An 11,596-nucleotide genomic window follows, 5' to 3' on the forward strand; every position below is an offset into this window, starting at 1 on the left:
GCGCCCCCCGCAGCCCCCCCCCCACCCGCCGGGCCCCCGGGGCCGCCGGGACGGGGGTGCCCGTCCCGGCGGCCCCGGCGGCTACAGGTGACTCGGTCACGGCGTCACTTCACCGCGACCTGGGAGATGTCCAGCACGCCGGTCCAGTCGCTGATGACGACGTTGCGGATGTCCTTGCCGACCAGGCGCTTGTAGACCGGGTGGAACAGCGGCACCACGAGGGCCTTGGCGCCGATCTTCCGGTCCAGGGCGCCCCAGCGCGCGGCGGCCGCGTCGAGGTCGGTCAGCTTGTTGATCGCGTCGATCTCGTCGTTGACCGACGGGTCGTCGAGCCGGCTGGCGTTGAAGTTGGCGCCGTTCTCGACGATCTGCCGGCCGTCGAAGATCGGGGCGAGGAAGGGGCCGCCGGAGGGCCAGTCGGCGCCCCAGCCGGCCAGGAAGAAGCCGGGCTCGGTCTTCACGCTGTGGACGGTGTCCCGGTAGTCGTTGTCCTCCAGGCCCTGGAGCCTGACCGTGATGCCGGCCTTCTTGAGGGCGTCCTGGAGGGCGGTGGCGATCTCCGGGCTGGTCGAGAAGTCCTTGGCGTTGGAGTGCGTCAGGGTGACGGTGAGCCCGTTCTTGTAGCCGGCCTGCGCCAGCAGTTCCCTGGCCTTCGCCGGGTTGCCGGACGCGCCCGCCGGGAACGGGTCGTAGGGCGTGTATCCGAAGGACTTCTGGTTCGGCAGGAAGGTCGTGGCGGGCTCGGCGAGCGCGCTGCCGCCGGCCGCGTTGACCACCGAGGAGCGGTCGACGGCGTAGGCGATGGCCTCGCGCACCTTGGGGTTGTCGAACGGCTTCACGGTGGGGTTGAACGCGATGTAGTTCGTGTAGCCGAAGTGGCCGGTGCCCACGCGCGCGGCCAGCGCCTTGTCGCCGGTCACCTTGGCGAGTTCGGCCGGGCCGAGGTTGGTGTCCGTGGTGACGGCGGCGGCGTCCGCGCCCTGGGAGGCGGACAGCCGCTGGTCGATCACCGAGGAGTCGAGGCCGGAGCGGACCTCGATGGTGTCCGGGTAGGCCTTGCGCTGGTCGTCGGTGGCCGGGGACCAGTGGGGGTTGCGCTTGAGCAGCACGTGCTCGCCGTCGTTCTCGTTCTTCACGACCTCGTAGGGGCCGGACGAGACGGGGTGCTCCTCGTACTTGGTGCCGGTGTCCTTGGCCTTCGGCACGGGCGCGAACTGCGTCTGGGTGGCGAGGAAGGGGAACTCGCCCTCGGGCTTGACCAGATGGAAGACGAGTGTGCGCTCGTCCGGCGTCTCGATCGCCGACAGGCCCTTCTTGTCCTTGTACGGCCCCTGGTAGTCCGCCGCGCCGACCAGCCAGTCCCGCAGGTAGGGGGCGCCGCCGGAGAGTTCGGGGGCGAAGGAGCGCTCGATGCCGTACTTGACGTCGGCCGAGGTGATCGGGGTGCCGTCCTCGTACTTCAGGCCCTTCTTCAGGGTGTACGTCCACACGGTCGCGTCCTTGTTGGGACGCCCGGTGTCGGTGGCGAGGTCGGGCACGACCTTGGCGCCGGCCGCGCCGTTCGCCCGGTTGCGCGTCGTGAGGGTGCGGAAGACCAGCGAGGGGACGTTTCCGCCGCCGGAGGTGTACAGCCGCGCGGGGTCGAAGTCGGTCTGCGGCTCGGAGTTCAGGACCGTGAGCGTGCCGCCCTTGTGGGGCGTGGAGTCGCCTCCGGAGCCCTTCGCACCGCTGTCCTTCGGGCCGCAGGCGGCGGCGCCCGCTGCCACGACCAGGCTGACGGATGCCGCTGCCACGCGGCGCGCTATGACGGACGGTTGACGCATCGGGATGACGACCTCTCGGGAACGATTCGAGGGTTTCTCGAAAAGTGAGACAGACGGACGAAGGGTGAGACGTCCATGGACAGACGTCGGCCCCGGCGTCGGGTCGTCGAAGAATCCGTGACCGAGCCGCGGTCGGAGAACGACCGGGGCCACGGACGGAGAGAAAGGAGAAAGGTCGCGACGCGAACGCCAGGGGCGGCGTCAGCGACAGTGGACGTCGGCCACGCAGAGCGCGGTCACGCCGATCAGCGCCAGCTCGATGGCGGCGCTGTCGGAGACGGCATGGCTAGACCACATGCGCAGAAATATGAACGAACTTACGACTCATGTCAATGTGACATAAGCGCCGATTGTCAACTCCTGGGATAGGGCCAGGCGTTGGGCAGACAGTGGATCCCGTCGTGGTCGAGGAACTTGGTCTGCTGCTGCATGACCGGCGCGAGTTCGCCGTCCTTCTCGCAGGTGACGTGATTGTGGCCGAGCCGGTGGCCGACTTCATGGTTGATCAGCATTTGCCGGTACATGTGGATTTTGTCGCCGTATGTCTTGCTGCCCTGAGCCCATCGGTACGCGTTGATCATCACGCGCTGGGTGGCGGCCGAGTCGCAGGAGACGTTGTCCTCCGTGGTGTCCAGGCCCGACTTGGCGCACCAGGTGGCGGTGGTGCCGGGGCTGGCCAGGGTGATCACGAAGTCGGGTGTCCCGGAGGAGACCCGCTCGAAGGTGCGGGTGCCGCCGTGCCCCCAACTCCGGTCGTCGTTCAGCGTCTTCTGCACGGCCGCGGCGAACAGCGCGCCGTCCAGGCCGAGTCCCTGCTCGATGTCGACCCGGTAGCGGTACTTCCGGCCCGTGCCGGGCGCCTTGTCGGTCCCGGGGACGGTGTCGAACTTCCCGGACGCCTTGAGGGTGGCGCTCAGCGGATACGTGCGGTCCATCTTCTGCTCGTACGTCAGCGGCACCGCGCTCGGCTTCACGGAGGGCCGGGCACCCACGCCGGCACCCTGGTCCGGCACGGCCCGCCCCGGCTCCGCGCCACCGTCGCGCCCCTCGGTCACCTGACCTGCGACGACCACCGCGAGCACGGTGGTGACGGCGGCCGCGGCGATACCGGTGAAGGCCCGCCCTTTGCCGCCGCGCTGCGCGGGCAGGGACGCCTTGTCCGCACCGGACTCCTCGGCCTCCGGCTCCGGTTCCCGCTCCGGGTCCTCGGCCGGCCGCTCCTTCGTGCGGGCGCCGCCGGGTCCGCCGCCGCCGTCGCGGCCGTGGTCGAAGGCGTCCAGGTAGTCCTGCCGGGGACCGCGCACGGCGGCGCCGCCCGGCCCTGCCCCCGGACCCGGCTGCCGCTGCCGGGGCAGCACGACCTGGTGCGCGCCCGTATCGGACCCGGGCCGCCCCGGGAACTCCCCCCAGCCGCCCCCGGGTTCACGCTGCTCGGGGTGCCCGCCACGAGCGGCGGCCCCGCCGGGGCCACCCGGCACGCCGTGCGCGGGAGTCCCCCCGGCGGGCCTCGGAACACCACGGGCCGGAGTGCCGTCCGGCAGCCGCGGAACCCCACGAGCCGGAGTACCGTCCGGCAGCCGCGGAACACCACGGGCGGGGGTCCCGTCGGGCGCGCGCGGAACACCACGGGCGGGGGTCCCGTCGGGCGCGCGCGGAACACCACGGCCCGGCGCACCGGCCGGACGACCCGGCGCACCACCGCCCGACGCACCGGCCGGACGACCCGGCGCACCACCGCCCGACGCACCGGCCGGACGGCCCGGCGCACCACCGCCCGGCGCCCCCTCCGGGAGTCCCGGCACGTCGCGACCGGGCGCGCCCCGCTCGCTCTTCGCCGCTATCTCCGGACCCGCGTCCTTCGCGGCCGGCTTGGCCGGTCCTCGGCGGCTGTGGCGTCCCACGGTGTGCTTCAGCTCCCCGCTCGCGTACCGTCGGCGGCTTCCCCGCCGCCCGTGTCCGTACTGTCGTCGCCGTCCCCGGTCTGCGCCAGCAGCTCCCGGAAGGCCCGCGCCACCACGTCCGGGTACTCCATCATCGCCACGTGCCCGGCGTCGGGCAGGGACAGCAGCCGGGAGTCGCGGAAGGAGCGGGCGGCCTTGGCGGCCATGCGGTAGCCGACGAGCTGGTCGCGGCCGCCGTAGACGAGCAGGGTCGGCGCGAGCACCCGCTCGGCCTGCCGCCACAGCCCGTGCTGCCCGCCGAGCGTGTACGCGTTGACGATGCCGCGCGCGGAGCGGGCCATCGCGTCCCAGAAGTACGGCAGCCGCAACCGCCGCTCCAGCTCCTCGACGGCCTGCCGGAAGGCCTCCGGCGACACCCGGCCGGGATCGCCGTAGCAGAGCCCCATGACCCCGCGCACCCGCTGCTCGGCCGTCCACTCCCTGGTGAGCCGGGTGAACAGGGCCGCGATGCCGGGCACGCCGAGCAGTCCGGTCGGCACCGCGGAGCGCTGGATCCGCAGCTCCGGCAGCGCGGGCGAGATCAGCATGAGGGTGCGCACCAGGTCGGGGCGCACGGCGGCCACGCGGGTGCTGACCGCGCCGCCGAGCGAGTTGCCGACGAGGTGGACGGGACCCCGTCCGGCCGCGTCCAGGTAGCGGATGACGGCCCGCGCGTGCCCGGTGACCGAATAGTCGCCGTCGTCCGGGGGCGGGGAGTCGCCGAAGCCCGGCAGGTCGAGCGCCTCGCCCGCCACGACGCCGTCCAGCGCGGCCATCAGGTCCGACCAGTTCTGCGAGGAGCCGCCGAGCCCGTGGACATACAGGGCGCGCGGCAGGTCCTCGCGCGCCGGTGGCCGGTAGCGCACCGACAAGGTGACCCCCGGCAGACCCACCGTCCGCAGCCGCTCCCCCTCGCCGACCCGGACCGGCGCCACCCGGGGAAGGACACTGGCGGCCGGCGCGGAGGGCGACTCGGTGGAAGACATGCGGGCAATGTTACGAGGTGATCACACGGGGGTTCGTGTGTTCGCCGTCACAGAATGAGCCGTTCTGCCGGGGGCAACCGGTGGGCGAAACGGACGCGCACGCCGTGGCATCCGGATCGGCCGTCTCCTAGGCTCGTACAGAGGGCACCCGCGTGTGGCCCCTGCTGTTCCCAGGGACGTTCGTAGGAAGGGAGCCCATCATGGCCAAGGATCCCACCGAGCCCGAATCCATCGAGGAACTGGACGACGACACCCCCGAGCTGGGCGTCGAGGACCCGGTAGTGGACACCGTCGAGCAGCAGGCCGACATCCGGCCCGAGCGCGACGACACCGTGACGGCGGAGAAGAAGGACCGGGCGAACGAGGCGGATCTACTCGAACAGGCACGCGTGGTCGCGATCGACGAGGACGACTACCGCTGATCACCCGTGCGGCTCGGCTTTCGCCGTCGTCCGGTACATGAAATTCTGCGTTCGCACCGCGCACACCACGGTTACCGAAAAGTACGATGGCCGCGCGGTCGACACCGCATGTGGACGACATTGGGAGGCGGCGTGACAGCCATCGAGCAAACTGAGGCAGCACGCCCGCGCGGCACCCGGCTGCCGCGCCGAGCCCGACGGAACCAACTCCTGGGCGCGGCCCAGGAGGTCTTCGTCGCTCAGGGCTACCACGCCGCGGCGATGGACGACATCGCCGAGCGGGCCGGCGTCAGCAAGCCGGTGCTCTACCAGCACTTCCCGGGCAAGCTCGACCTCTACCTCGCGCTGCTGGACCAGCACTGCGAGGCGCTGATCCAGTCCGTGCGCACCGCGCTGGCGTCGACGAACGACAACAAGCACCGCGTGCGGGCGACCATGGACGCCTACTTCGCCTACGTGGAGGACGACGGCGGCGCCTTCCGGCTGGTCTTCGAGTCGGACCTGACGAACGAGCCCGCGGTGCGCGAGCGCGTCGACAAGGTGACGAACGAGTGCGCCGCGGCGATCTGCGACGTCATCGCCGAGGACACCGGTCTCTCCCGCGCGGAGTCCATGCTGCTCGCCTCCGGCCTCGGCGGACTCGCCCAGGTGGTGGCCCGCTCCTGGCTGCACAGCGACCGCAGCGTGCCGCGCGACCAGGCGGTGCAGCTCCTCGCCTCGCTCGCCTGGCGCGGCATCGCGGGCTTCCCGCTGCACGGCAATGAGCACCACTGAGTTTCCTCGCCGCGTTCATTCCCGGGAGCTGTTCGCTCTTGGCGTTCCGGCCCGCAGCGTGCACGTCCCCTCACCGGGCTAATGTGTGCTGGTACGGCGCGGGAGATCGCGCACATCACTGACCGTCGGAGGGACAAAGCCGTGGAGGTCAAGATCGGCGTGCAGCACGCGCCCCGCGAGATCGTTCTGGAGAGCGTTCAGAGCGTCGAGGAGGTCGAGCGCCTGGTGTCCGACGCGCTGGCCGGGAAGACGCAGCTGCTGACCCTCGAGGACGAGAAGGGCCGCAAGGTCATGGTGCCGACGGACCGGCTGGCGTACGTGGAACTCGGCGCGCCGACGGTGCGCAAGGTGGGCTTCGGCGCGCTCTGAGCAGGCCATGGCAAGGGCCCGGCGGCACTCGGCCGCCGGGCCCTTGCGCTGGGGTGGCGCGCACAGAGACGACACAACTCCTCCATAGCGGAGGATTGCGGTCCGCAGGTCACGGGTAAGACGGGCTACGACCGTTCAAGGCAGACCGGCCGTGGGAGGGACCCCCGTCATGATCCTGGAAGCACTCGGCGCCGCCGTGCTCGGTCTCCTGCTCGCGTGGGCGGCGACCGTCCGCCTCGCCCACCGCCTCCCGGCCCGCCCCCTGGTCCACGCGACCGGCACCGCGGGCGCCCTCCTGGGCGCCTTCGTCACCCACAGCGCCCTGGGCTCCGGCTTCAGCCTGGTGCCCTTCCTGGGCGCGGCGATCATCTCGGCCGCTTCGCTGTCCCTGCTGCTGCGCCCGTCGAGGGCCCGCCGCTCGGTGACCGCGTAGGCGGCGCCCCGAAAGGGGCGCCCCCGCCGCTCAGGCCGCGAGGCCCAGCGCCGCCATCCGCTTGGTGTGCGCCTCGGTGATCCGGGTGAACATCCGCCCCACCTCGGCGAGATCGAACCCGTCGGCCACCCCTCCCACGAGCATCGTGGACAGCGCGTCCCGGTCCGCCACCACCCGCTGCGACTGCGACAGAGCCTCGCCCATCAGCCGCCGCGCCCACAGCGCGAGCCGGCCCCCGACCCGCGGATCGGCGTCGATCGCGGCCCGCACCTTCTCCACCGCGAACTCCGCGTGCCCGGTGTCGTCCAGCACCGCGAGCACCAGCTCCCGCGTGTCGGTGTCGAGCCGGGCCGCCACCTCCCGGTAGAAGTCGCTCGCGATCGAGTCGCCGACGTACGCCTTGACCAGCCCCTCCAGCCAGTCCGAAGGCGCCGTCTGCCGGTGGAAACCGTCGAGCGCGGCGACGAAGGGATCCATGGCCGCCGTGGGCTCCTCGCCGATCTCCGTCAGCCGGTCCCGCAGCCGCTCGAAGTGATGGAATTCGGCCGACGCCATCTTCGCCAGCTCCGCCTTGTCCGCGAGGGTCGGCGCGAGCTTCGCGTCCTCCGCGAGCCGCTCGAACGCCGCGAGCTCTCCATAGGCGAGCGCCCCGAGCAGATCGACGACGGCGGCGCGATAGTGCGGCTCGGCGGCGGCCTGCGCCCAGTCCTGCGCGGCGACACCGGTCGGTTCGGGGGCGGCGGACGCGTTCTCAGGCTTGTCAGAGCTAGTCATGAGGCGCACAATAGCCCGCTCGGCGCCGCCCTCAAGCCCCCGGCCGATCACTGTGACCACGACTACGTGACCAATTCGGCCATCGCATGTGCGCGAATCCGGGGTATGGTGGTAATGCGCCTGCTGAGTGCGTCGGTGGTATTCGACGTGCCCCGACAGGGCGCACGCATGAGGATGCCCGGTCGGTGGCCCGATCGGCTCCGACCCGACAGACCTCCGCGGCCGTACGGCTCAGTACGTACACCGACCGGAGGGACACCCTCAGCGGTACGAGCGCTAGAGCGTCGGCAGAGGTCCCCTGCCTACGGCTTGCCTGGACAGGTTCGCCCGTACGGCAGCCGACGTCCCCGGCACGGTCAGTCATGACCCCCGCGCTCGCCTCGCACCGCGCCACACAGAAGAGGCAGCACCCTGACTACGACGTTTCGAGACCTGGGGATTCTTTCCGAGACCGCCGAGGCCCTGGAGGCCGTCGGCATCGTCAATCCCTTCCCCATCCAGGAGATGACGCTCCCCGTCGCCCTTTCCGGCACGGACGTCATCGGCCAGGCCAAGACCGGCACCGGCAAGACGCTGGGCTTCGGCCTCCCGATCCTCGAACGCGTGACCGTCCCCGCCGATGTCGAGGCCGGACGCGCCACCCCCGAGGACCTCACCGACGCCCCGCAGGCGCTCGTCGTCGTCCCCACCCGCGAGCTGTGCACGCAGGTCACCAACGACCTCCAGACGGCCGGCAAGGTCCGCAACGTGCGCGTGCTGGCGATCTACGGCGGCCGGGCCTACGAGCCCCAGGTCGAGGCCCTGAAGAAGGGCGTCGACGTGATCGTCGGCACCCCGGGCCGCCTGCTCGACCTCGCGGGCCAGAAGAAGCTCGACCTGAAGCACGTCAAGTGCCTGGTCCTCGACGAGGCCGACGAGATGCTCGACCTGGGCTTCCTGCCCGACGTCGAGAAGATCATCGACATGCTCCCGGCCAAGCGCCAGACCATGCTGTTCTCGGCGACCATGCCGGGCGCGGTCATCGGTCTCGCCCGCCGCTACATGTCCCGGCCCACCCACATCCGCGCCACCGCGCCGGACGACGAGGGCGCGACGGTCGCGAACATCAAGCAGTTCGTCTACCGCGCCCACAACATGGACAAGCCGGAGATGGTCGCCCGCATACTGCAGGCCGAGGGCCGCGGACTGGCGATGATCTTCTGCCGGACCAAGCGCACGGCGGCCGACATCGCCGAGCAGCTCCAGCACCGCGGCTTCGCCTCCGGCGCGGTCCACGGCGACCTCGGCCAGGGCGCCCGCGAGCAGGCGCTGCGCGCGTTCCGCAACGGCAAGGTCGACGTCCTGGTCTGCACCGACGTGGCCGCCCGCGGTATCGACGTCGAGGGCGTGACCCACGTCATCAACTACCAGTCCCCCGAGGACGAGAAGACGTACCTGCACCGGGTCGGCCGCACCGGCCGCGCGGGCGCCAAGGGTACGGCAATCACGTTCGTGGACTGGGACGACATCCCGCGCTGGCAGCTGATCAACAAGGCGCTGGAGCTGGACTTCAACGACCCGGCGGAGACGTACTCCAGCTCCCCGCACCTCTTCTCCGACCTCGGCATCCCCGCGGGCACCAAGGGCATCCTGCCGCGCTCGGAGCGGACCCGTGCCGGTCTGGCCGCGGAGGAGCTGGAGGACCTGGGCGAGACCGGTGGGCGCGGCGCCCACGGCCGTGGCCGCGGTGGTCGAAACGACCGGCACGACCGGCACGACCGTGCGGACTCCCACGCCGAGCAGGAGCGTCCGGCGCGCACCCCGCGCCGTCGGCGCCGTACCCGGGGCGGTGCCCCGCTGGACGGAGCCACGCCGGCGCCGGCCGCCGAGTCCACGGCCGTGGAGGAGTCGGCGACGCGCACCCCGCGCCGTCGTCGCCGCACCCGCGGCGGCGCTCAGGCTCCGGCCGCGGCGACGCCGACCGCCGAGGTGACCACCGAGAAGCCGCAGGAGGCGCCCGTCGCCGCCCCGGCCCCCGTCACGACGGAGGCGCCGGAGGTCACGGAGGTCGCTGAGGTCACGGAGGTCGCCGAGAAGCCGCGTCGCCGTCGTACGCGCAAGGCCGCGGAGCCCGTGGCGGCGCAGCCGGTGGAGACGGTGGAGACCACCGTCGTGGAAACTCCGGCCCCGGTCGCGGCCGTGGCCGTGGAGTCCGAGCCGGAGCCGGAGGCCAAGCCGCGCCGCCGCACCCGCAAGGCGGCCGAGCCGGCCGCCGAGGCGGCGGTGGAGACGGCCGAGGCCGCCGAGGCCAAGCCCCGTCGCCGCACCCGCAAGGCAGCCGAGGCACCTGCGGTCACCGCCGAGGCCCCCGAGGCCGAGGCCAAGCCGCGGCGCACCCGCAAGGCCGCCGCCGCCAAGCCGGAGGCCGACGCCCCCGAGGCCGAGGCCGAGGCCGAGGTCAAGCCCCGCCGGACCCGCAAGACCGCCGCGGCGGCCGTGGAGGCCGTCGAGACGGCCGAGGGTACGGAGGCCGCGCCGCGCCGTCGCACGCGCAAGGCCGCGGAGCCGGCCCCCGAGGCCACGGCGGAGGAGGCCGCTCCGGCGACCAAGCCGCGCCGTACGCGCAAGGCGACCGTCGCGGAGGCCGACGCCCCCGAGGCGGAAACCAAGCCGCGGCGCACCCGCAAGACCGCCGCCGCCAAGCCGGAGGCCGACGCCCCCGAGGCCGAGGCCGAGGTCAAGCCCCGCCGCACCCGCAAGACCGCGGCGACCGCCGAGGCCGCCGAGGTCACGGAGGCCAAGCCGCGCCGCACCCGGAAGACCGCCGCTGCCGCGGAGCCGGTCGACGGGGCCGAGCCCGCCGCTCCGAAGGTCCGGCGGACCCGTAAGGCCGTCGCCGAGACGGCCACCGCGGAGATCCCGGCGCAGGCCACCGACGAGCCGGAGACGAAGCCGCGCCGCCGCACCCGCAAGGCGACGGCGGCCGGTCAGGCCCCGGACGCCTGACCCGGCGGCACCGCAGCGTCCATGACGGCCCGGTCCACCTCGGTGGACCGGGCCGTCGGCGTATGCCGGACCCCTGCGGCTAACCTCTCCCCATGAGCAGGCCCGACACCTTCGTTCCGCCCCCCGGCGCCCGTGCGTACGCGCTGCGCACCGCGCGCGGGGAGTTCGCCGTCGTCGACGCTCCGGTGGCCGAGGGGGTCGAGGCGAAGGGGGTCGTGCTGCTGCTGCCCGGGTTCACCGGCAGCAAGGAGGACTTCAACGCGCTGCACGTGCCGTTGGCCGGGCGCGGATACCGGACCGTGGCCGTGGACGGACGCGGGCAGTTCGAGTCGGACGGGCCCGACGCCGACGAATCGGCGTACACGCAGGGCGAGTTGGCGGCGGACGTGCTGGCACAGGCCGCGGCGCTCGGCGAGCCGGTGCATCTGCTGGGGCACTCCTTCGGCGGGCAGGTCGCCCGCGCGGCCGTCCTGCGGGACCGGACGCCCTTCCGGTCGCTGACCCTGATGTCGTCGGGGCCGGCGCGGATCTCCGACGCCCAGCGAGAGCGCGTGCGGCTGCTGCGGGACACCCTCGCCGTGCTGACGATGGCCCAGGTCTGGGACGCGATGCGGGAGATGGATGCGCCCGAGCAGACCGGGACGCCCGCGCCGGGCGACGCCCCCGGCGTCCAGGAGGACATGCGGCGCCGCTGGATGGGCACGAAGCCGGCGCAACTCCTCGCCGCCGGGCGCCAGTTGGCTACGGAGCCGGACCGGGTCGCGGAACTGGCCGCCGTGCCACTGCCGTTCCACGTCGTGTCGGGGGCCTCCGACGACACCTGGCCGGTGCCCCTGCTGGACGACATGGCGAAACGGCTCGGCGCGCGCCGGACGGTCATCGCCGGCACCGGGCACTCCCCCAACACCGAGCGCCCCCTGGAAACCGCCGACGCCCTCGCCGGCTTCTGGGACGCGGTCGGCGAGGCTCGCTCGTGACGCGGTAGGCGAGGCCCGCTAGGGGGTGTCCGGCGGATCTTGGTGGAGGGAAGTCACGGCACGGTTTTGACCCAGGTGAGCGGGGTCTGGTGCGTCGAGACGCAAGGCGGAGG

11 protein-coding genes are annotated in these 11,596 nt (G+C 72.8%); 6 read left to right on the forward strand and 5 right to left on the reverse strand.

Annotation, left to right across the window (positions count from 1 at the left end):
• Positions 1-104: 104 nt before the first annotated feature.
• The 4 genes from AB0927_RS40395 to AB0927_RS40410 form a co-directional block, all read right to left on the reverse strand.
• Positions 105-1,823 carry an ABC transporter substrate-binding protein gene (locus tag AB0927_RS40395; RefSeq protein WP_366672855.1) on the reverse strand — a complete coding sequence of 573 codons (1,719 nt, stop codon included), beginning with the start codon at positions 1,821-1,823 and terminating at the stop codon, positions 105-107.
• A gap of 201 nt (positions 1,824-2,024) precedes the next feature.
• The gene (locus AB0927_RS40400) at positions 2,025-2,120 is read right to left on the reverse strand and encodes an Ms4533A family Cys-rich leader peptide (protein WP_366672856.1); all 96 of its coding nucleotides are present in this window, start codon (positions 2,118-2,120) and stop codon (positions 2,025-2,027) included.
• Between the two features lie 56 nt (positions 2,121-2,176).
• Entirely contained in the window at positions 2,177-3,664 is a 1,488-nt protein-coding gene (locus AB0927_RS40405) for a DUF3152 domain-containing protein (RefSeq protein ID WP_366672865.1), read from the reverse strand.
• A 68-nt stretch (positions 3,665-3,732) separates the two neighbouring features.
• Positions 3,733-4,749 (reverse strand): alpha/beta hydrolase, encoded by a 1,017-nt coding sequence (locus AB0927_RS40410; RefSeq protein ID WP_366672857.1) that lies wholly within the window; start codon positions 4,747-4,749, stop codon positions 3,733-3,735.
• Positions 4,750-4,949: 200 nt separating this feature from the next.
• Here AB0927_RS40410 and AB0927_RS40415 point away from each other — a divergent pair, with 200 nt between their 5' ends.
• From AB0927_RS40415 to AB0927_RS40430, 4 genes are all read left to right on the forward strand, one after another.
• Positions 4,950-5,171: a hypothetical protein gene (locus tag AB0927_RS40415; protein ID WP_366672858.1), complete on the forward strand. Its 222-nt coding sequence runs from the start codon at positions 4,950-4,952 to the stop codon at positions 5,169-5,171.
• A 132-nt stretch (positions 5,172-5,303) separates the two neighbouring features.
• A complete protein-coding gene (locus tag AB0927_RS40420) occupies positions 5,304-5,945 on the forward strand; it encodes a TetR/AcrR family transcriptional regulator (RefSeq protein ID WP_366672859.1) in 642 nt (213 codons plus the stop codon).
• Positions 5,946-6,086: 141 nt separating this feature from the next.
• Entirely contained in the window at positions 6,087-6,314 is a 228-nt protein-coding gene (locus AB0927_RS40425) for a DUF3107 domain-containing protein (RefSeq protein WP_366672860.1), read from the forward strand.
• Positions 6,315-6,483: 169 nt separating this feature from the next.
• Positions 6,484-6,747, forward strand: a complete 264-nt coding sequence (locus AB0927_RS40430; protein ID WP_366672861.1) for a hypothetical protein — start codon at positions 6,484-6,486, stop codon at positions 6,745-6,747.
• Between the two features lie 30 nt (positions 6,748-6,777).
• On the opposite strand, the gene AB0927_RS40435 is transcribed toward AB0927_RS40430, so the two are convergent.
• Positions 6,778-7,521, reverse strand: coding sequence for a ferritin-like fold-containing protein (locus AB0927_RS40435; RefSeq protein WP_366672862.1), 744 nt, complete (start codon positions 7,519-7,521; stop codon positions 6,778-6,780).
• 504 nt (positions 7,522-8,025) lie between these two features.
• Between AB0927_RS40435 and AB0927_RS40440 the strand changes: the two genes are divergently transcribed.
• Both AB0927_RS40440 and AB0927_RS40445 read left to right on the forward strand, forming a co-directional pair.
• A complete protein-coding gene (locus AB0927_RS40440; protein WP_366672863.1) occupies positions 8,026-10,506 on the forward strand; it encodes a DEAD/DEAH box helicase in 2,481 nt (826 codons plus the stop codon).
• Positions 10,507-10,598: 92 nt separating this feature from the next.
• The gene (locus tag AB0927_RS40445) at positions 10,599-11,483 is read left to right on the forward strand and encodes an alpha/beta hydrolase (RefSeq protein ID WP_366672864.1); all 885 of its coding nucleotides are present in this window, start codon (positions 10,599-10,601) and stop codon (positions 11,481-11,483) included.
• Positions 11,484-11,596 lie beyond the last annotated feature (113 nt).

Source organism: Streptomyces sp. NPDC048106 (assembly GCF_040706415.1).
In the GTDB taxonomy this organism is placed as follows: Bacteria; Actinomycetota; Actinomycetes; order Streptomycetales; family Streptomycetaceae; genus Streptomyces.

Excerpts from the sequence above, each read along its gene's own strand:
- AB0927_RS40435 (WP_366672862.1), bottom strand. The coding sequence starts at position 7,521 with ATGACTAGCTCTGACAAGCCTGAGAACGCGTCCGCCGCCCCCGAACCG.
- AB0927_RS40400 (WP_366672856.1), bottom strand. The coding sequence starts at position 2,120 with ATGTGGTCTAGCCATGCCGTCTCCGACAGCGCCGCCATCGAGCTGGCG.
- AB0927_RS40445 (WP_366672864.1), top strand. The coding sequence starts at position 10,599 with ATGAGCAGGCCCGACACCTTCGTTCCGCCCCCCGGCGCCCGTGCGTAC.
- AB0927_RS40395 (WP_366672855.1), bottom strand. The coding sequence starts at position 1,823 with ATGCGTCAACCGTCCGTCATAGCGCGCCGCGTGGCAGCGGCATCCGTC.
- AB0927_RS40410 (WP_366672857.1), bottom strand. The coding sequence starts at position 4,749 with ATGTCTTCCACCGAGTCGCCCTCCGCGCCGGCCGCCAGTGTCCTTCCC.
- AB0927_RS40440 (WP_366672863.1), top strand. The coding sequence starts at position 8,026 with ATGACGCTCCCCGTCGCCCTTTCCGGCACGGACGTCATCGGCCAGGCC.
- AB0927_RS40415 (WP_366672858.1), top strand. The coding sequence starts at position 4,950 with ATGGCCAAGGATCCCACCGAGCCCGAATCCATCGAGGAACTGGACGAC.
- AB0927_RS40430 (WP_366672861.1), top strand. The coding sequence starts at position 6,484 with ATGATCCTGGAAGCACTCGGCGCCGCCGTGCTCGGTCTCCTGCTCGCG.